Below are 19,616 nucleotides of genomic sequence, written 5' to 3'. Positions count from 1 at the left end.
GGCGCGATGGTGGAAAACCTCCTCACCCGCTTGGGGGGTGGAGTCGGCAGGGAATCACGCCCGTTCGGCGACGCCTGCCGGGTCGTCGAGGACCCCCCGCACCACCGAGTGCGCGGCCCCCAGCAACGGTCCCTCGGAACCCAGCCGGGACACGGACACCGGGCACGCCGGCCCCGCCGTGCGCCGGGCCAGCTCCTCCCGCAGGGACGGCAGCAGCCACGGCGCGAGCCCGGCCAGCGCACCGCCGAGCACGACGCCCACCGGATCCAGCAGGTTGACCGCCCCGGTCAGCGCGATACCGAGCGCCTCTCCCGCGTCGCGCAGCGCACGCCGTACGTTCTCGTCACCGTCCGCGGCGCGCCCCGCGAGCAGCCCGACGCGGTCCTCGCCCGGCTCCAGACCGGCCGCCCGCAGCACCGCCTCCTCGCCGGCGTACTGCTCCAGACACCCCCGCCCGCCGCACGGACAGTCCGGCCCGTCCGGCCGTACCGGCACATGCCCCAGCTCGCCCGCGAATCCGCGCGTTCCGTGCAGCAGCCGTCCGTCCACCACGACCGCCGCGCCGATGCCGATCTCCGCCGACACGTGCAGGAAGTCGCGCGGGGTGCCGTCACCGAGCCAGAGTTCGGCCAGCGCACCGAAGTTTGCCTCGTTGCCGACGGCCAGCGGGAAGGCGGACGGCAGCAGGGCGCCGAGGTCCGTGTCGTGCCAGTCGAGGTTCGGGGCCCGTACGACGGTGCGGGCGTCGCGCGCCACCAGCCCGGGCACGGCCACGGCGAGCCCCGCGGGCCACAGCCCCTCGCGCTCCGCCTCCCCGACCACCGCGCGGACCAGCCCGGCGAGCTCCTCGATCACGGGACCGGGGGCGCGGCCGCGGTTCGCGCCGTACCGCACGGCCCTGGACCGCACCTGACCGCGCAGGTCGACCGCGCAGACCGCGAGGTGGTCGACGCCGATCTCGGCGCCGATCCCGGCGGGACCGTGCCCGCTGACGGCGAGTGCCGATCCAGGCCGGCCCACCCGGCCGGGCCGCTCGGGGCCCAGCTCCTCCAGCAGTCCGGAGCGTATGAGCTCGTCGACGAGGGTCGACACCGCGGCGCGGGTCAGACCGATGCGGGAGGCGACGGCGGCACGGGACAGCGGCCCCTCGGCGCTGACGGTGTGCATCACCCGGGCGAGGTTGCGGCGGCGCATGCCCTGCTGGGTGTCGGGCAGGGCACGGCCGGGACCGGCCGGGTGGGCCTCGTGCGGCGGTGCGGTCATGCCTCCGTCCGTCCTTGGTCGGTGTGTTCGACGGTCACCCGCAGGTGGGGCGGCCGATGGTCACGAGAAGGGTGCCCGCCAGCCACAGGGGCGCCCTCAGTGGTCTCCCGTCCCCCGCTCCAGCAGCGGCGCCGCGTCGGAGAGTACCCCGGCGATCCTGGCCAGCGTCGCCTCGTCACGCTCGACGGCCTCCAGCACCGGCCCGGCGGCCGTGTTCCAGCGCCGGGCGACCGCGGCCGGGTCCTCGCCGGTCAGCAGGCCGGCCGCCTGAGCCGCCGCGCCGAGCGCCACCAGCTCCTTGGCCTCGGGCACCTGCACCGGGCGCCCGGACAGCCGCCGTACGGTGTTCTGCCAGGCCGTGCCCCGGGCGCCGCCGCCGATCAGCAGCAGCGGGGCCGAGCGGTCCGCGTCCTCGTCGAGGACCAGGTCGAGCGCGCCGAGCAACGAGTGCACGGCTCCGTCGTACGCGGCCTGCAGCAGCTGTCCGCCGGTCGTGTCGTGGCGCAGCCCGTGCAGCAGTCCCGAGGCGTTCGGCAGTGCGGGGGTCCGCTCGCCGTCCAGGTACGGGAGGAGGGTGACGCCGGTGGTGGGTTCGACGGCCTCGCGGTCCAGCCCCAGCAGGGCCGCGACACGGTCCACGGCGAGGGTGCAGTTCAGGGTGCAGGCCAACGGCAGCCAGTCGCCGTGGGCGTCGGCGAAGCCCGCCACGGTGCCGGTCGGGTCCGCGGGGCGGCGCTTCGACACGGCGTACACCGTGCCCGAGGTGCCCAGGCTCATCACCGGCGTACCGGGCCGCAGGCCCAGGCCGAGCGCGGCGGCCGCGTTGTCGCCGGTGCCGGGAGCCACCAGGGTGCCCCTGGAGAACGGCAGGTCGTGGCGGTCGCGCACGGTGCCGGCCACTTCACCGGGCCGGACCACCCGGGGCAGCAGGGCGGGGTCGAGCCCCACGTGGGCGAGGATCTCCTGGTCGTACGACTCCGTGCCCGAGGCCCACCAGCCGGTCCCGGAGACGTCGCCGCGGTCGGTCGTGCCCTGCCCCGTGAGGCGCTCGGTGAGGTAGTCGTGGGGGAGGCGTACGGCCTTGGTCGCCCGGACCGCCTCCGGCTCGTGTTCGGCCAGCCACGCCCACTTCGTCACCGTGAAGGACGCGGCCGGCACGGAGCCGGTGCGCTCGGCCCAGAACTTCGCGCCGCCCAGCTCCTCGGTCAGTCGCCGGGCCTGGGGCGCCGAGCGCACGTCGTTCCACAGCAGGGCCGGGCGGACCGGCTCGCCCTGCGCGTCGAGCGTGACGAGCCCGTGCTGCTGTCCGCCGATGGACACCGCGGCCGCCTCGCGCGCCGCGTCCCCGCACTGACGCAGGGCCTCGCACAGGGCGTCCCACCACTGACGCGGGTCGCTCTCGCGTCCCGCCCCGGAGGACACGGTGTGCGGCGCCTGACCGCTCGCGACGACCTGTCCGGTCGCCACGTCGACGACCAGCGCCTTCGTGGACTGCGTGGACGTGTCCACGCCGACGACGAGCGGACCCTCGGCTGCTGACATCGGGCTCTCCCTAAATTTTTCCGCGGCTCTGCGGGGTCTGTCTTCCCAGAGATGCGTTCGCATACTAATTTGTAAACGGCCATGACGAAATAGTCTCAGCACGCAAGGAGCCGCGGCATGAACTACCAGCCCACCCCTGAGGACAGGTTCACCTTCGGCCTGTGGACCGTCGGCTGGCAGGGAAGGGACCCGTTCGGCGACGCCACGCGGCGTGCCCTCGACCCGGTCGAGACGGTGCAGCGCCTGGCCGAGCTCGGCGCACACGGCGTGACCTTCCACGACGACGACCTGATCCCCTTCGGGTCCTCGGACACCGAGCGCGAGGCGCACATCAAGCGCTTCCGGGAGGCCCTCGACGCGACCGGCATGAAGGTGCCGATGGCCACCACCAACCTCTTCACGCACCCCGTCTTCAAGGACGGCGCGTTCACCGCGAACGACCGCGACGTACGCCGCTACGCCCTGCGCAAGACGATCCGGAACATCGACCTGGCGGCCGAGCTGGGCGCCAAGACCTACGTCGCCTGGGGCGGGCGCGAGGGTGCCGAGTCCGGCGCCGCCAAGGACGTACGCGTCGCGCTGGACCGCATGAAGGAGGGCTTCGACCTCCTCGGTGAGTACGTGACCGAGCAGGGTTACGACCTGCGCTTCGCCATCGAGCCCAAGCCGAACGAGCCGCGCGGCGACATCCTGCTGCCCACGGTCGGCCACGCGCTGGCGTTCATCGAGCGCCTTGAGCGTCCCGAGCTGTACGGCGTCAACCCGGAGGTGGGCCACGAGCAGATGGCCGGCCTGAACTTCCCGCACGGCATCGCGCAGGCCCTGTGGGCGGGCAAGCTCTTCCACATCGACCTCAACGGGCAGTCCGGCATCAAGTACGACCAGGACCTGCGCTTCGGCGGCGGCGACCTGCGTGCAGCCTTCTGGCTGGTCGACCTCCTGGAGAACGCCGGTTACGACGGCCCCCTGCACTTCGACTTCAAGCCGCCGCGGACCGAGGACCTCGACGGCGTGTGGGCGTCGGCCGCGGGCTGCATGCGCAACTACCTCATCCTCAAGGACCGCGCGGCCGCCTTCCGTGCCGACCCGGAGGTCCAGGAGGCCCTGCGCACCTCGCGTCTGGACGAGCTGGCCCAGCCCACCGCGGCCGACGGCCTGAAGTCCCTTCTCGCCGACCGCGGCGCCTTCGAGGACTTCGACGTGGAGTCGGCCGCCGCGCGCGGCATGGGCTTCGAGCGGCTCGACCAGCTGGCGATGGACCACCTGCTGGGGGCGCGCGGCTGACCGCACGCGCGTGCCTCGGTTTCTGAGGGTGCTCGGCATCCGAGTGACCTCGGGGTCTCAGTGACCTCGGTTTCTGAGTGGCCTCGGCTTCTGAGCGATCCCGCGCGGAATGTTCCGGAATCATGCGGTCCAGGGCATGGGGCCGCATCAACTTCCGCGCGGGGCTCGCGCCCGTGACCGCTTCGAGGCGACTCTGGTCGCTATGGCCATGCCGCCCGTACCGCCTCAGCCGCCCGGGCCACCGGGTGACACGCCGCCTCCGGGCGACGGTTTCGGACCGCCTCCCGAAGGCTTCGGCCACAATGGACCGACCCCGTACGGAGGTTCGGCTTCGTACGAGGGCTCCTCACACGGTGGTTTCTCGTCGACCCAGCCGATGACTCCCACCGGCGCACCGGGCGGGCCGTCCGGCGGCCCGGCAAGACGCCGAAACCCGTTGTTCGTCATCCTGGCCGTGATCGCGGCCGCGGTGGCCGTCGCCGCGGTGGTCCTCATGGCGTCGGGCAACAGTGACTCGCCGGACGAGAAGGCACCCCCCGAGAGCAGCGCGGGCACGAGCGGCGCCGCCTCGCCGTCCTTCAGTCTCCCGACCGAGCTGCCCAGCAGTCTGCCGACCGATCTGCCCTCGCAGTTCCCCACCGAGCTGCCGAGCGACTTCCCCAGCGACTTCGAATCGCTGATCCCGTCACTCGGCGACGTCCTTCCCTAGCCGGAATCCGCGCCAGCCGCGCACCGACGTCACCGCAGATGGACGCCCGCCGCAGACCGGCGGCTCCGCGGACCGACGTCGGGCGCCGTGTGCTGGCCGCACGGACGGCCCGACCGGAGGGCGAGCGGGCCGTGGGCTCACGCGCGCGACGCCCTCCATCTCGCTCAGGAGGTTTCCTCCTCGGGGCCGTCCTCCGCCGAAGCCAGCGCGGTCGCGGGATCCTGGGCGGCCCCGCCGACGGGCACCCAGCGACCGCCCTCCTTCCGATACGGCCACCAACGGCCGTCGCGCCCCAGACGCACCTGGCTGGGCGCGTCGACGACCGTCCACCGGTTGGCCTGCGCCCGCAGCGTCGGCCGTTCGTCCTCGTCCCAGGCCGAGTCCAGGGCGGCACGCACGCGTGCGAGCGTTTCGCCTTCCACGGTCCACTCCTCCTCGCACACCGCCAGCGCGGCAGGGCCCCCGTGCCCCCAGGCCCGCACGGCCAGGGCCAGCTGCTCCCGGCCGCGTCCCGACCCGTCGGCCAGCCGGTCCAGAACGGCCTTGGCGGGGGCGCCCGCAGCGAGGCGGACGGCATCTTGAGCCGTCGTCAGCTCCGCTTGGACGACAGGCGATCCGGGACCGGTCCGTAGAGCCTCGCCGAGCAGGCGGTGGGCCTCCACTGCCGTCCGGGCGGCCAGGAACTCCAGGGCCGCCGGATCGATCCCGGGCGCGGGCGGGGTCTCGGTGTCCAGGGCCGACGGCACGCCCGGCTCCTCGGGCAGTCCGGGCGGAGCGGGCAGCGGCGGCAGGACTTCCCCGGCGGCGTACGCCTGCGCGGCATCCACGCCCGCCGGTTCGGCGACCACCGTGGCGGGCGCGGCGCTGCGCTTCTGGAGGGCGTCCAGCAGGGCGCGTTCGGAACGGCCCCGCATCAGCAGCAGCACGAAGGGATCCTCGTCCAGCAGGCGCGCCACCTGGTGGCACAGGGCCGCGGTGTGTCCGCAGTGGTCCCAGGCGTCGCAGTCGCACTCCGGCTCCAGATCGCCGACGCCCGGCAGCAGTTCGATGCCGGCCGCAGCCGCGTCCTCGACCAGGTGGGGCGGCATGTCGCGGTCCAGCAGCGCCGCCACGTGCCCGGCACGCTCGACGGCCATGTCGAGGAAGCGCTCCCACTGCTCGTCCGACAGCTCCGCCAGCAGCACGTCGGCCCGGTGTGCGGTGCCGTCGCTGTCCTGTACCACCGCGATGATGCGTCCCGGGCGCACAGACACCGCGCCGACGGCTCCCGCGCGCGCGAGTCGGCGCCCCGCCTTCACCTGCGCCGAGTCCAGTGCCGTGTCCTCCAGGGCCTTGAGCCAGGCCAAACCCCACCACGTCTGCGCGAAGCCCCTTACGCGCGCGGGAGGCAGCGCGGCGAACGTGCGCTCCGTGTCACGGTCGTACGCGTTCATCGTGCGCCCCCTCGCAGTTCGACCAGCTCGGCCAGCTCCTTGTCCGTCAGTTCCGTGAGTGCCGCCTCACCCGCGCCGAGCACGGCGTCGGCCAACTGCCGCTTCCGGTCGAGCATGTCGGCGATGCGGTCCTCGATGGTCCCCTCGGTGATCAGCCGGTGCACCTGCACGGGCCGGGTCTGGCCGATGCGGTACGCGCGGTCGGTGGCCTGCGCCTCGACCGCGGGGTTCCACCAGCGGTCGTAGTGCACGACGTGCTCGGCCCGGGTGAGGTTCAGGCCCGTGCCCGCGGCCTTCAACGACAGCAGGAAGACGGGGACCTCACCGTCCTGGAAGCGCCGCACCATCGCCTCCCGCCGGGGAACGGGCGTCCCGCCGTGCAGGAACTGCGAGGGCGTGCCGCGGGCCGCCAGGTGTCGCTCGACGATCCGGGCCATCTGCACGTACTGCGTGAAGACGAGGACGCTCGCCCCCTCGGAGAGGATGGTGTCCAGGAGTTCGTCCAGCAGCTCCAGCTTCCCGGAGCGTCCGGCGATCGTCGGCCTCTCCTCCTTGAGGAACTGCGCCGGGTGGTTGCAGATCTGCTTCAGGCTCGTCAGCAGCTTCACGATCAGCCCGCGCCGGGCCATGTCGTCGGCGCCGGCGATCTCAGCGAGGGTCTCGCGCACCACCGCCTCGTACAGGCCTGCCTGTTCCGGTGTGAGTGACACGGCACGGTCGGTCTCGGTCTTCGGCGGCAGTTCCGGGGCGATTCCCGGATCGGACTTGCGGCGACGCAGCAGGAAGGGCCGTACGAGCCGGGCGAGCCGCTCCGCGGCTGCCGGGTCCTGACGGCCCTCGACGGGCTGCGCGTACCGCGTGCGGAAGCTGCCGAGCCGGCCCAGCAGACCCGGAGTCGTCCAGTCGAGGATCGCCCACAGCTCCGACAGGTTGTTCTCCACCGGCGTGCCGGTGAGCGCCACGCGTGCGCGTGCGCCGATCGAGCGCAGCTGCCTGGCGGTCGCCGAGAACGGGTTCTTCACATGTTGGGCCTCGTCCGCCACGACCATGCCCCACGGCACCTCGCCGAGCCGGCGGGCGTCCAGGCGCATCGTGCCGTACGTGGTGAGGACGAACTCCCCGTCGGCCAGGTCGTCCAGGCTGCGGCGCGCCCCGTGGAATCGGCGCACGGGGGTGCCGGGCGCGAACCTCTCGATCTCGCGCTGCCAGTTGCCCATCAGGGACGTCGGGCACACGACGAGCGTGGGACCGGCGGACTCGGCGTCCATCTGCCGGTGCAGATGCAACGCGATCAGGGTGATGGTCTTGCCGAGTCCCATGTCGTCGGCGAGACAGCAGCCCAGCCCCAGCGACGTCGTCCGGGCCAGCCAGCTCAGGCCCCGCCGCTGGTAGTCCCGCAGCGTGGCGGCGAGCGCGGCGGGCTGTGCGACGGGCTCCTGCGCCTCGGGGTCCGCGAGGCGCTCCCGAAGAGCCGCCAGCCAGCCCGTGGGATGGACGTCGACCCTGCGGCCGTCCACCTCCGTGGAGCCCGTCAGAGCGGCGCTCAGGGCGTCGATGGGCGTCACCTTGCGGTCCTGCCGGGCGCGGGCGCGGCGCACTTCCTCGGGGTCGACCAGGACCCACTGGTCGTGCAGGCGCACGACGGGCCGGTCGGCCTCGGCGAGCCGGTCGAGTTCTTCCCGGGTGAGCCGCCGGCCGCCCAGCGCGAACCGCCAGTCGAAGGCGAGCAGCGCGTCGGCGGACAGGAACGACGGAGTGGCCGCCGAGACCTTGAAGGGCCCCGTCTTCTCGTCCGGCGGACCGACCACCGCGCTGGCGGTGAACCCGCGGGCCAGTCCCTTCGGCCAGTGCACCTCGACTCCGGCGCCGAGGAGGCTGCGGGCCCCCTCCCCGAGGAGTTCGGTGACCTCCTCGTCGGCGAGTTCGAGGGCGTCGGGCACGGACGCCGAGAGCAGCGGCGCGAGCGGCGGCCAGGCCCGGGCGGCGCGGCGGAGCGCGAGCAGGGCGTCCATCCGCTCACCCGCGCCGAACACCTCGCCCGCCGTGCCGGAACCCGTCCACACCTCGACGGCGTCCGCGACGAGCGTCGGGTCGCTCACGCTGTGCACCTGCAGCACGGCCCGGAACGGCAGCACCGTGTCGTCCCGAGCCTCGGTCAGACCGGGTGCCTCGATCCGCAGCGAGAGCCGTACGCCCGCGTCGTGGCCCGCGGCGACGTCGGCGGCCCACGGGCGCTGCTCGGGCAGGTGCTGCGGTTCCGGCGCCGCGTAGGCGGTCCCGCCGGTCGCCAGGGGGGCCGCGGGAGAGCGGGGCAGCGTGTCGGCGACCGCGTCCAGGAAGGCGCGCAACAGCCGCTCCGGGTCGGGCAGGCGCAGGGGCCGGACGCCGTCCAGGGGCACGGCGTGCGCCTCGGGCGGCATCGCGGCGGCGAGCCGGCGGATGTGTTCCACGTCCGCCGTCCTCAGAGGGCCTGTGCGCCAGGCGTCGTGGTCGCTCGGGGAGAGGCCGGGCAACAGCAGGCCGCGTGCCGTGAGGTGCAGGGCCAGCACGGCGGCCGCGCCCCAGAACGCGGACGCGCGGTGTGCGTGTTCGCAGGCACGCGCGCGCGTGAGGGCCGGCAGCGCGTCGCGCACCGGCAGCAGGAGGGCCGGCACGGTCACCAGTTCGACACCGTCGTCGCCGGGCAGGGCGACGGCGAGGTCTTCGACGGTCCCCGCCGCCAGGGCGGGAGGGGCATCGCCGTCGGGCCGCCAGAAGGCGACACGGCCGGTGCGAGCCGGATCGCCGGGCACGAACAGGGCGCAACAGCGAGCCAGTTCGGGAATCTGGGTCGATGGTGCCGGGGAAATCATCTGCACAGAGATGCCGATTCCTCAAATTTGACTACCAGGTCGGCCGCCGAGGGTACAGCACTGCCGCGCCCCACCTGGCAAGGCAGGAAAGTGACCTGTGCCACTCTTTGTGGGGGTGTCGTCAGCCCGCTCTCCGAGCGGTGCTGCCCCGGCCGCACACGGGGGTTGCAGCGGCGAACCGTTGGGCCATCTGCGCCGGCAGGTTCTCACCTCGCGCAACATTCGCGGCTGTGCGGTGACCGACTGGGTTCTCGGCGGCCTCGACCACCAGATCGAGCGCCACCTCCTTCCCAGCATGCCCCGCCCCCATCTGCGGCTCGTCCGGCCACTGGTGCGCGCACACTGCCGGGAGTTGGATATCCCTTACGCGGAGACGGGCTCGTCGACTCCTACCGACAGGCTCTGCAGCACATGCACCAGGCGGGCGACCTCCTGCGGAGGGAGTAGGGGCGCGCGTCGGGGATGTCTCAGGGGCGTCTCAGGGTCGCGGTTCGGAACCGCGAGAGGCGCGGACCCGTTTTTCTGGACAGAGAGCGGCACTGGCCGCGGAGGAGGCGACGCACATGTCGAAGAAGGCGAAGATCGCCGCAGGAGGTGTGGCGGTCGGGCTCATCCTGCTGATCTGGCTGCCCTGGTGGGCCGCGCTCCTGATCGTCCTGGGAGTCCCTGCGGCCGCGTACCTCACGCTGGACCCCTCACAGCGGCGCAGGCTGCGCCGCGTCTCGCGAAAGGAGCTGGGCCGCTGACGCACCACCGCGTCGGCTCGGGCCGAGCCGACCAGTGCGCCGGATTCCACCATGGAGCCGCTCGCGGACCTGCCGACCGGCATGGTCCGCGGGCGGGCGGACGCCCCACGGCGCTCAGGAGATCAGCCGCGAACCCGACGCCGCCCGGCCCGGCTCAGAGCGGGCGTACGGCCATCTTGTCGAGCGCCTCCAGGAGACCCGGCAGCTCTGGGCCCCGGCCCACCGGCAGGACCTCGCCGGGCTCGTCGTCGAGCAGGACGAACGCGATGTCGTCGGTCCTGGCCACGAGTGACCAGCCGGGACCGTCGGCACGCAGCGTCCGCGCGTCCCCGGGAGCGAAGGAAGACCGGACGCGACCGAGGGGAGGAGGCGCGTCCACGTAGGCGCGGGCCTCCGCGAGGACACGCCGGATGCCGCCGTGCCCCGCGCGTCCGTCCTTCCCGGCTTCCCGGGCGCCACCGGTGCTCTCGGACGGCTCGTCGTCGTCCGCGGTGCCGGAGTTCCCGTCGCCGAGGTCGTCGCCGCGGTTCTGGAAGGCCGCGTCGTCGATCTGCTCACGCCAGACCGCCCACTGGAGGGCGATCTCGTCGGCGCCCAGTCGCCGCTGGGCCGACCCCCAGACGGTGGTGTCCGGAGGCGTCAGCGACGGGCCCTCCGCGACGTCGGGGTCGGGGTCGTGCGGCGCCGGCACGCCCGGTGCCGCGACGGCGACCGCGAGCGGCCAGCCCGGCAGGGCGGCGACGACCGTGCGTTCGTCGGGCGACAGATCGTGCTCCATGCCGCAGTCCCAGGACGCGATGGCGACGGCGACCAGCGACACGTCGTCGACGACGACCGTCCACCGGGCGCCCTCGCCGTCCTGGCCGAGCACCAGGCCGTACCCGTCGGCCAGCGGCGCGAGACCGAGCGTCGCGCAGGCCTCCGGATAGTCGTCGCCCAGCACGCTCGGGAACTTCGCCGGCGTCAGCAGCACCGCCGTCAGCACATAGAGCGCGTCGTCCGCGGCGGCGACGGCGTCCTCGTCCGTCCCGGCCATCCCAGCCTCCCCATCGGTTCGTCCAACGGCGCGCACCCTAGTGCGCCCGGAAGGCGCTTGTCACGACTCCCCGGCACACCGGAGCTGCAGTTTTCCGGCCGGACGGGGCGAAACGACCGCCAAGGCACGCGCGTCAGGCCACCGGAAGCCCCAGAAGTGCGCGCGCCACCGTCCGCGGCGACTCGTCGCGCTCCCGGGCGAGCGCGATGACGGCCCGGCATGCCAACTCGTTCACCCCGAAGGACAGCGCCTCCGGCGACACCCAGCCGGCGGTCTCGTCGATCCGCTCCTGGTCGTCCTCCGCGCAGGCCGACACATACGCGGCGGCGGCTTCGAACAGGTTGTGCGAGCGGGTGTCCCGGCCGGTGTCCGTCTCGGCGCGCAGGGCATGGACGAATCTGGCACCGGACTTGCGGATCCTGTCGAACATGCTGACCACCTTCCCCCTGTGTGGTTGCCATGGCTGACCGTTCATCTTCCGCTACCCAACGTAGAGTTGGAGCTTCGGCGACAGAAGGGGGACGGCGCGGTGAAGCGCTTCGAGCGGCTCGCGCAGATTCGGACGATGGACCCGGAGAAGGACGCCACCGAGGTCTACCGGCTCTCCGTGGCGTACGAGTTTCCCTGGGACTTCACCCGCGCCCTGGAACTGGCCCTGTACCGCACGTACGCCGTGCCGAGCATAGGGCGACTGCTCGCGGAGACGGCGGAGCTCACGGACCGGACACAGAAGCGGTACGACGACACCTCGCTGCTTCTCGACGCCGTGGTCGAGCACGGTTTCGTCAGCGAGCAGGGCCGGACGGCTATCCGTCGCATCAACCAGATGCACCGCAGCTACGACATCGGCAACGACGACATGCGGTACGTGCTCTGCACGTTCGTCGTGATGCCCAAGCGCTGGATCGAAGCCTATGGCTGGCGTCGGCTGTCGCGTCACGAGATCGTCGCCTCCACCGTCCACCACCGCACACTGGGACGGCACATGGGCATCAAGGACGTACCGGAGACCTACGAGGAGTTCGAGGCATGCCTCGACGCCTACGAAGAGGCCCACTTCGCCTGGGACCCGCAGGCACGACGGGTCTCCGACGCCACACTCGACCTGATGGCCTCCTGGTACCCGCGCCCCCTCGCGCCGCTCCTGCGCACCACGACGCTCGCCCTGCTCGACGACTCGCTCCTGAAGGCCTTCCGCTACCCGCCTCCCAGCGCCGCCACCCGCGCGGGCGTCCGCCGCGCGGTCCGGCTTCGCGGCAGAGCCGTCCGGCTGCTGCCGCCGCGGCGCTCACCACACCACGCGCGCCACAACTGGGAGATCAAGGGCTACCCGGACGGCTACCGACTGGAGGACCTGGGCACCCGCCCGGTTCCGGGAGTGCAGGGCTGCCCGGTACGCCGCACCGGCCCGTCAGCGATCATCTCCGGCGAGTGAGCCCCGATGTCGTGGGCGAGAGGGGCAGCATGAGGCAGGCCGAGTTCGACGGCAAGGGGCTGGAGAACCACGCCTGACGCCCTGGCGGCGGCACTGGACGCGGCCGACGTGGCAGGCGCGGAGCTCATCGGGCACAGCATGGGCGGCACGGTCGCCCCCGTGCTCGCCCATCGTCGGCCGGACCTGGTCTCGCGGCTCGTCCTCACGGAGGCCAACCTCGACGCCTCCCCGCCGCCCGGGCCCGGACCCGAGCAGCGATATCGCCTCCTACGACGAGGACGCGTTCGTCGACGGCGGATACGCGCGCGTGCTGAAGAGGGCGCGGATCGGACCCCGTCATGCGCACGATCCTGGAAACGCTGTCGGTCGACCGGGCCTACCTGCAGGGCGAGTGCAGCGGTGGCCTCGACGGAAGGAAGGACCTGGAGGCCGCGGGTGTACGCGTGGTGACCGTGCCCGGCGCCGGTCACAACGTCATGTTCGACAACCCCGACGCCTTCGTGGCGGTGATCGCCGGACAGGGCTGAGGCGTCGGTTCGGGCGGGCGGCGTCAGCCCTCGCGGACGGCCAGAGCCAGGAACCGGTCGTCCCGGTCGACGTACGAGGTCAGGCGCCACCCGGAACCGGCCAGCAGAGGACGGAGGACAGGCTCCGCACGCAGATCGTCCGGGGTGATCCGCCGGCCCTGGCGTGCGGCGAGCGCCGCCCTGCCGATGGGGTGGAACAGGGCCAGCGTGCCGCCGGGGCGCACCACGCGCGCCAACTCCCGCAGGTTCTCGGCGGGATCGGGCAGGTGCGAGATGAGGCCCGCTCCGAACACCGCGTCCAGTGACCGCGAACGCAGCGGCAGCGCGGTCACGTCGGCGAGCAGCAACCGCCCGTCCCGGTCCCGTCCGGCCCGTACGGCGGCCTGCAGCATGTCAGGGGTCAGATCGGCCCCGACGACCACTCCCGAAGCCCCCACGGCCGCGCGCAGCGACGTCAGGGCCCGTCCCGTGCCGCAGCCCGCGTCGAGCACGCGATCGCCCTCGCGCAGTCCCAGGTCGGCGACCGCGGCGGCGTAGACCGGACCGTCGTCGGGGAACCGGCTGTCCCAGTCGGCGGCACGCGCGGCGAAGAACTCCTGGACGTGTGTGTGGTGGTCGCTCATGTTCCGCATGATCCCTCACCGACACGGATGGCGCCCGGGCGCACACGTTCGAGCGCCACGCGATCGTTCAGGTACACCTCTGCGCCAGATTGCAACACCTTTCGAAATGCGCCCTCTTTGTGCGCCCCTGCCCGGACTAGCGTCCCGGAGCCATGGGACACCTGGACCACGCCGCCCTGGGGTGGCTGACCCCCGCGCTGTCGTACGCGATGGCCTGCATAGGCGCCGCACTCGGGCTGCGCTGCACCGTCCGCGCGCTCGGCGCCACCGGGCGCTCGCGCCGCAACTGGCTCGTCACCGCGGCCTCCGCGATCGGCACCGGCATCTGGACCATGCACTTCGTGGCCATGCTCGGCTTCAGCGCCGGCGGCACCGACATCCGCTACGACGTGCCGCTCACGATCGCGAGCCTCCTCGTCGCCATGATCGTCGTCTGTGCCGGCGTCTTCGCCGTCGGCTACAGCCGTGACCGCACCCGCGCGCTCTTCCTCGGCGGACTCACCACCGGGCTCGGCGTCGCGAGCATGCACTACCTGGGCATGGCCGCGGTACGGCTTCACGGCGCCGTCACCTACGATCCGGTGCTCGTCGGACTCTCCGTCCTGATCGCCGTCGTCGCGGCGACAGCGGCCCTGTGGGCGGCCCTCAACATCAAGTCGCCCGTCGCCGTCACCCTCGCCTCGCTCATCATGGGGGCGGCCGTGAGCAGCATGCACTACACCGGGATGTTCGCGGTGAGTGTGCGCGTCGAGCCCTCCGGGGCGGCCCTGCCCGGGGCCACGGCGATGCAGTTCATCTTCCCCCTCGCCGTGGGCCTCGGGTCCTACCTCTTCCTGACCTCGGCCTTCGTCGCGCTGTCGCCGACCTCGGGGGAGCGCCGGGCCACCGCCTCCGCCCAGCGGCCGATCGAGGGCGCGGCCCACTAGCGGCCCCGGACCCCGCACTGCCCGGACGGCACCTCCCGAACCACTCCCGAGCGAGGAGGCCATGCGTACACCGCGTAGGACCCCCACAGCCGGCGCCGAGACGCCGCTCCACACCCCCGCGCGCGGCCGCCGCGCGCATGCCGGACCGCCGGCCGACGAAGGCCCGGACGAATCCGCGGGCGCGATACCGGAGGACGCGCCCCCGCGCGCGGGACGCCGGATGATGCGCCCGCGGACCGTCCGCGCGAAGATCGTCTGCCTGCTCATGGTGCCGGTGGTCTCCCTGCTCGCCCTGTGGGCGTACGCCACCGTCACCACCGCCCAGGACGTCGCCCGCCTGCGGCAGTTGCAGCGCGTGGACGCCGGAATCCGGGCCCCCGTCGCCGTGGCCGTGACCGCGCTCCAGGCCGAACGGGCGGCCGCCGTCCGCTACGCGACCGACCCGTCGGCCGGGCAGAACGGCGACCTGAAGAAGCTCGCGGAACGCACCGACCGCGCGGTGGCCGCACTGCGGCTCGGGGACGCCAACACCGTCGCCGACAGCGAGGAACTGCCCGCCGGAGTGGCCCGGCGGCTCGAAGCGTTCGTCACCGGCACCGAACAACTGCGGTCACTGCGCACGGCCGTGCTCGACCGCCGCGCGGACTGGGACGAGACCTACGGCCGGTACACGAAGACCATCGGGAGCGCCTTCGCGGTGGGCGGCGCCCTCACCGGCATCCAGGACGCCGAACTCGGCTCCGACGCGCGCGTGCTGCTCGAGTTCTCCCGCGCGGGAGAGGCACTGGCCCAGGAGGACGTGGTCCTCGCCAGCGCGCGCCTGACCGGGGGCCTCTCGGGCGAGCGGCTGCGGTTGTTCACCGGAGCCGTCGACACGCGCCGCGCCCTCACCGAGTCCGCGGTCGCCGACCTGCGGGGCTCCGAGCGCGCCGCCTGGCACCACCTCGCCGGCGGCGGCGCCTACGCCACCGTGGGCGCCACCGAGGACAAGATCCTCGCCGTCGGCGCGGGCGCCCGCGCGATCGACGCGGCACCGGAAGCCGCCTGGAGCGGTGCGCACGCGCGCGTGCAGGACGGCATGCGGACCATCGAGGAGGAAGCGGGACGCGATGTCGCCGACCGGGCCGACCCGTTCACCCGGGGTCTGCTCACTCCCGCAGGCGCCGCGGTACTCCTCGGCCTCGTCGCCGTCGCCGCCTCCCTCGTCATCTCCGTACGCATCGGCCGCGGGCTGGTCATCGAGCTGGTGAGCCTGCGCAACAGCGCGCTGGAGATTGCCCGCCGCAAACTTCCCGAAGCCATGGGGAAGCTGCGCGCGGGCGAGGAGATCGACGTGCAGGCCGAGGCCCCGCCCGGACCGCCCGCGGAGGACGAGACCGGCCAGGTCGCCGAGGCCCTGAGCACCGTGCACCGTGCCGCGCTGCGGGCCGCGGTGGAACGTGCGGAGCTCGCCAGCGGCATCTCAGGAGTCTTCGTCAACCTCGCCCGCCGCAGCCAGGTCCTCGTCCACCGCCAGCTGAGCCTCCTCGACAGCATGGAACGCCGGTCCGACGACCCGAACGAGCTCAGCGACCTGTTCCGGCTCGACCACCTCACCACCCGCATGCGGCGCCACGCCGAGAGCCTGATCATCCTCTCCGGTGCGGCCCCCGGCCGCGCGTGGCGCATGCCGGTCTCCCTGACGAACGTGGTCCGCGCGGCCGTCTCCGAAGTCGAGGACTACGCGCGCGTGGAGGTACGACAACTCCCCGACGCGTCCGTGGTCGGCGCGGCCGTCGCCGACCTCACCCACCTTTTGGCCGAGATCATCGAGAACGCCGCCCAGTTCTCGCCGCCCCACACACGCGTGCGCGTCACCGGCGAGCCCGTCGGCAACGGCTACGCCGTGGAGGTCGAGGACCGAGGACTGGGCATGGGCAAGGACACCCTCGCCGAGGCCAACCGACGCATCGAGCAGTCCGAGACACTCGACCTGTTCGACAGCGACCGGCTCGGCCTCTTCGTGGTCAGCAGGCTCGCCGCCCGGCACGGCATCAAGGTCCACCTGCGCACCTCGCCCTACGGCGGCACCACGGCGGTCGTTCTGCTGCCCACAGCCCTGCTCCACGCCGGCGCGGCACAACGGCCTGCCCGTCGCGAGGAGGACGCGGAGCGACCCGCGGAACACGAGTTCGCGCGCGTGGCCGCCACCACACAGCACCACGAGTCCGTCCCGGCCCCGGCCGACCGGCCCGAACTGGTCGCACCGGTACCGGCACCGGCCGCGGCCCGGGCCACGACCGACACCCCACCCCCCGGAGTCACCGCCTTGCGTCTGCACCGTCCGCCGGACGACGCCGCCGAGGACTCGGACGACCTTCCGCGCCGGGTACGGCAGGCGAACCTCGCCCCTCAGCTGCGTGAGCGGCGCTCCGAGGAGCCGGCCCACGCCTCCGCCACCCGGAGCGACGACCAACGCACCCCCGAACTCGTACGGGACCGCATGGCGGCGTACCGCGAAGGCTGGGCCCGCGGCGGCGGCAGGCAGCCCGGCCGCGGCGACGCCCCGGATCCCCCGGCCGGCAGTGACAGCAGCAGCGAAGGAGACCCCGAATGATCCAGGACCCGAGCATGAGAGCCGCACAGCGGTCCGGCGAACTCGACTGGCTGCTGGACGACCTGGTGGTGCGCGTGAGCGCGGTACGACACGCCGTGGTGCTGTCCAACGACGGGCTCGCCGTGGGCGCGTCGACCGACCTGAGGCGTGAGGACGCCGAACACCTCGCCGCCGTCGCCTCCGGTTTCCACAGTCTGGCCAAGGGCACCGGCCGGCACTTCGGTGTCGGAGGCGTGCGCCAGACCATGGTGGAGATGGACGACGGCTTCCTGTTCGTGGCCGCCGCGGGCGACGGCTCCTGCCTCGCCGTCCTCACCGCCGTGACCGCCGACATAGGCCTCGTCGCCTATGAGATGGCACGACTGGTCAAGCGCGTCGGCGAGCACCTGTACACGCCCACCCGCGTCGGCGCGCGGCCGCCCGCCGCCGGATGAGGCGAGAAGGCGGTCCACGCAGATGACCGAGGACATGACGGGCGCCCTGCGGGAGCAGGGCAGCCAGTGGTACGACGGCGAGGCCGGGCCACTCGTCCGGCCGTACGCGATGACGGGCGGACGCACCACACCCGGCCCCACCGGGGTGCGCTTCGACCTGATCGCCCTCGTCACGCTGGACGCGGGGGCGCCCGGCTTCGACGACGACACCGCTCTGGGGCCGGAGCACCGGGCCCTGATCGACCTGTGCCGTCCGGAGACGCAGTCGGTCGCGGAACTCGCGGCGGGCGCCGACCTGCCCGTGGGCGTGGTCCGGGTGCTCCTCGGCGACCTGCTCGAACTCGGCTGGGTGACCGTCAGCCGTCCGGTGCCGCCCGCGCAGCTGCCCGACGAGCGGATTCTGCGCGAGGTGATCGAGGGACTGCGAGCGTTGTAGATGAAAGTCGAGAACCGGATCCCTCGGAAAGAAGCCGCAGTTGTCCCCATGCACACACCCTCTGACGCCAACCGTTTGCCGGCCCTCCCGAGAGAAGTGATCGATGGTCTCCGATGACTCCGACGCCCAGGACGGCGAGACGGCCGCGCTGGCGCTGAAGATACTGGTCGCCGGCGGGTTCGGCGTGGGCAAGACCACCCTGGTGGGCGCGGTCAGCGAGATCCGGCCGCTACGCACCGAGGAACTGCTGAGTGAGGCAGGTCAGTTGGTGGACGACACCGACGGCGTGGACCAGAAGGTCACCACGACGGTCGCCATGGACTTCGGCCGCATCACCATCCGCTCCGGCCTGTCCCTCTACCTCTTCGGCACGCCGGGCCAGGACCGCTTCTGGTTCCTGTGGGACGAACTGTCACAGGGTGCCCTCGGCGCGGTGGTCCTCGCCGACACCCGCCGACTGGAGGACTGCTTCCCCGCGGTCGACTACTTCGAGCACCGGCACATCCCGTTCGTGGTGGCCGTCAACTGCTTCGCCGACGCCCGGACCTACGGCGCCCAGGACGTCTCGCGCGCTCTCGATCTCGACCAGGGCACACCCGTGGTGCTCTGCGACGCCCGTGACCGTGACTCGGGAAAGGAGGTGCTGATCCGGCTGGTCGAGTACGCCGGGCGGATGCACACCGCCCGGCTGCTCGACTCGGTCAGCTGACCCGGGCGGTCGCTCTCAGTCGGCGACCGCCTTCTGCGCCAGGACCTTGTCGATCGAGACACGGACGAGGAGTTCGCCAGGTACGCCGTTGCGCGTGCCGAACTCCTCCGCCCGTTCCTCGCCCATGTACCGCGCCCCGATGCGCCCCGCCCAGTGCCTGACCTCGTCGAGATCCTCGGAGAGCTGGGCGCGGCCCTGTATGACCACGAAGCCGAAGGGCGGCCGGTCGTCGTCCACGCACAGGGCGACCCGGCCGTCCCGGGCCAGGTTGCGTCCCTTCACGGTGGTCTTTCCGGTGTTGAACACGACCTCGTCCCCGTCGAGCAGGAACCAGATCGGCATCAGGTGCGGGCTCCCGTCGGCCCGCACGGTCGACAGCTTTCCGGTGCGGGTGCCGTACGAGACGAACTCCCGCCATTCCACGTCGGTCATCTTCTGTGCCATGCCCCTATCCTCCTTGCCCCGGCGCCGGTGGTGGGGAAGGCTGGCGGAGAGATCCTCCGGCGAGGAGGAGACGTCACACGGGGAGACGGGAAACATGGGGCAGAACCAGGGACTTGGCTGGCTGTTGGACGACTTGACCGAGCGCGTCGAACACGTGCGGCACGCCTTGGTCCTGTCCAACGACGGCTTGGTGACCGGGGCGAGCACGGGTCTTCGCCGGGAGGACGCGGAGCACCTGGCCGCCGTCTCGTCCGGACTGCACAGCCTGGCCAAGGGCTCGGGACGGCACTTCGGCGCCGGCCGGGTGCGGCAGACGATGGTCGAGTTCGACGACGCGGTGCTGTTCGTCACCGCGGCGGGCACCGGCAGCTGTCTGTGCGTGCTCAGCGGGGCGGAAGCGGACATCGGTCAGATCGCCTACGAGATGACCCTGCTCGTCAATCGGGTCGGCGAGCACCTCGGCGTGGACGTCCGACAGCCCGAGCGAAGCCCGGAAAGAGACCTCTGACCTGCACATTCGACATCCCTCGTGGAGTTATCCACAGGCCCGCCGCGTTGCCCGTCCAACCGGCTACGGTTTTTGTCACGGCGAGCGCACACAGCGTGAGCATTCGACTCCAC

The 19,616-nt window shown here is 72.8% G+C and carries 18 protein-coding genes and 2 pseudogenes; 12 read left to right on the top strand and 8 right to left on the bottom strand.

All coding sequences use genetic code 11. The annotated features are described in order from the left end of the window. Positions 1–54: 54 nt before the first annotated feature. Positions 55–1,263, bottom strand: a complete 1,209-nt coding sequence (locus KUM49_RS40625) for an ROK family transcriptional regulator (RefSeq protein WP_217241959.1) — start codon at positions 1,261–1,263, stop codon at positions 55–57. A 96-nt stretch (positions 1,264–1,359) separates the two neighbouring features. After that, positions 1,360–2,805, bottom strand: a complete 1,446-nt coding sequence (gene xylB, locus KUM49_RS40620) for a xylulokinase (RefSeq protein WP_217241958.1) — start codon at positions 2,803–2,805, stop codon at positions 1,360–1,362. Between the two features lie 117 nt (positions 2,806–2,922). On the opposite strand from xylB, the gene xylA reads away from it, so the two are divergent. Both xylA and KUM49_RS40610 read left to right on the top strand, forming a co-directional pair. Then, positions 2,923–4,089, top strand: a complete 1,167-nt coding sequence (xylA, locus tag KUM49_RS40615) for a xylose isomerase (protein ID WP_217241957.1) — start codon at positions 2,923–2,925, stop codon at positions 4,087–4,089. A gap of 376 nt (positions 4,090–4,465) precedes the next feature. Continuing rightward, positions 4,466–4,798, top strand: coding sequence for a hypothetical protein (locus KUM49_RS40610; RefSeq protein WP_254402540.1), 333 nt, complete (start codon positions 4,466–4,468; stop codon positions 4,796–4,798). 164 nt (positions 4,799–4,962) lie between these two features. On the opposite strand, the gene KUM49_RS40605 is transcribed toward KUM49_RS40610, so the two are convergent. Both KUM49_RS40605 and KUM49_RS40600 read right to left on the bottom strand, forming a co-directional pair. Continuing rightward, positions 4,963–6,231: an SWF or SNF family helicase gene (locus tag KUM49_RS40605; RefSeq protein WP_217241956.1), complete on the bottom strand. Its 1,269-nt coding sequence runs from the start codon at positions 6,229–6,231 to the stop codon at positions 4,963–4,965. Beyond that, entirely contained in the window at positions 6,228–9,083 is a 2,856-nt protein-coding gene (locus KUM49_RS40600) for a DEAD/DEAH box helicase (RefSeq protein ID WP_217242149.1), read from the bottom strand. Before KUM49_RS40600 ends, KUM49_RS40605 begins: the two co-directional genes overlap by 4 nt. A 172-nt stretch (positions 9,084–9,255) precedes the next feature. On the opposite strand from KUM49_RS40600, the pseudogene KUM49_RS40595 reads away from it, so the two are divergent. After that, positions 9,256–9,530: pseudogene (locus KUM49_RS40595) on the top strand (fatty acid desaturase); the annotation flags it as partial. A 116-nt stretch (positions 9,531–9,646) separates the two neighbouring features. Then, positions 9,647–9,829, top strand: coding sequence for a hypothetical protein (locus KUM49_RS40590; protein ID WP_217241955.1), 183 nt, complete (start codon positions 9,647–9,649; stop codon positions 9,827–9,829). Positions 9,830–9,983: 154 nt separating this feature from the next. Here the strand turns inward: KUM49_RS40590 and KUM49_RS40585 are convergent, their stop codons facing one another. Next, on the bottom strand, positions 9,984–10,865 hold the full coding sequence (locus tag KUM49_RS40585; protein WP_217241954.1) for a hypothetical protein: 882 nt from the start codon (positions 10,863–10,865) through the stop codon (positions 9,984–9,986). Positions 10,866–10,998: 133 nt separating this feature from the next. Then, positions 10,999–11,295, bottom strand: coding sequence for a hypothetical protein (locus KUM49_RS40580; protein WP_217241953.1), 297 nt, complete (start codon positions 11,293–11,295; stop codon positions 10,999–11,001). A 99-nt stretch (positions 11,296–11,394) separates the two neighbouring features. Here KUM49_RS40580 and KUM49_RS40575 point away from each other — a divergent pair, with 99 nt between their 5' ends. Continuing rightward, a complete protein-coding gene (locus KUM49_RS40575) occupies positions 11,395–12,300 on the top strand; it encodes an oxygenase MpaB family protein (protein WP_217241952.1) in 906 nt (301 codons plus the stop codon). Next, positions 12,252–12,827 (top strand): annotated as a pseudogene (locus tag KUM49_RS40570) (alpha/beta fold hydrolase). The gene KUM49_RS40575 and the pseudogene KUM49_RS40570 overlap by 49 nt, the downstream one beginning before the upstream one ends. Positions 12,828–12,850: 23 nt before the next feature. On the opposite strand, the gene KUM49_RS40565 reads toward KUM49_RS40570, so the two are convergent. Continuing rightward, positions 12,851–13,450, bottom strand: coding sequence for a class I SAM-dependent methyltransferase (locus KUM49_RS40565; protein WP_217241951.1), 600 nt, complete (start codon positions 13,448–13,450; stop codon positions 12,851–12,853). A gap of 152 nt (positions 13,451–13,602) precedes the next feature. On the opposite strand from KUM49_RS40565, the gene KUM49_RS40560 reads away from it, so the two are divergent. The 5 genes from KUM49_RS40560 to KUM49_RS40540 all read left to right on the top strand — a co-directional run bounded on the left by KUM49_RS40560 (position 13,603) and on the right by KUM49_RS40540 (position 18,551). After that, positions 13,603–14,376 (top strand): MHYT domain-containing protein, encoded by a 774-nt coding sequence (locus KUM49_RS40560; RefSeq protein ID WP_217241950.1) that lies wholly within the window; start codon positions 13,603–13,605, stop codon positions 14,374–14,376. A gap of 61 nt (positions 14,377–14,437) precedes the next feature. Further along, the gene (locus KUM49_RS40555) at positions 14,438–16,972 is read left to right on the top strand and encodes a nitrate- and nitrite sensing domain-containing protein (RefSeq protein WP_217241949.1); all 2,535 of its coding nucleotides are present in this window, start codon (positions 14,438–14,440) and stop codon (positions 16,970–16,972) included. Next, positions 16,969–17,406 (top strand): roadblock/LC7 domain-containing protein, encoded by a 438-nt coding sequence (locus tag KUM49_RS40550; RefSeq protein WP_217241948.1) that lies wholly within the window; start codon positions 16,969–16,971, stop codon positions 17,404–17,406. The genes KUM49_RS40555 and KUM49_RS40550 overlap by 4 nt, the downstream gene beginning before the upstream one ends. A gap of 22 nt (positions 17,407–17,428) precedes the next feature. Continuing rightward, positions 17,429–17,842, top strand: coding sequence for a DUF742 domain-containing protein (locus KUM49_RS40545; RefSeq protein ID WP_217241947.1), 414 nt, complete (start codon positions 17,429–17,431; stop codon positions 17,840–17,842). A 103-nt stretch (positions 17,843–17,945) separates the two neighbouring features. Then, positions 17,946–18,551, top strand: a complete 606-nt coding sequence (locus KUM49_RS40540) for an ATP/GTP-binding protein (protein WP_217241946.1) — start codon at positions 17,946–17,948, stop codon at positions 18,549–18,551. A 15-nt stretch (positions 18,552–18,566) separates the two neighbouring features. Here the strand turns inward: KUM49_RS40540 and KUM49_RS40535 are convergent, their stop codons facing one another. Further along, on the bottom strand, positions 18,567–18,995 hold the full coding sequence (locus tag KUM49_RS40535) for a PPOX class F420-dependent oxidoreductase (protein ID WP_217241945.1): 429 nt from the start codon (positions 18,993–18,995) through the stop codon (positions 18,567–18,569). A gap of 94 nt (positions 18,996–19,089) precedes the next feature. On the opposite strand from KUM49_RS40535, the gene KUM49_RS40530 reads away from it, so the two are divergent. After that, a complete protein-coding gene (locus KUM49_RS40530; RefSeq protein WP_217241944.1) occupies positions 19,090–19,503 on the top strand; it encodes a roadblock/LC7 domain-containing protein in 414 nt (137 codons plus the stop codon). Positions 19,504–19,616 lie beyond the last annotated feature (113 nt).

The sequence above is a fragment of the Streptomyces sp. AC555_RSS877 genome, assembly GCF_019049245.1.
In the GTDB taxonomy this organism is placed as follows: Bacteria; Actinomycetota; Actinomycetes; order Streptomycetales; family Streptomycetaceae; genus Streptomyces.
The sequence above is the reverse complement of the archived record's forward strand: the minus strand, read 5'-3'. Positions and strand labels throughout refer to the sequence as shown.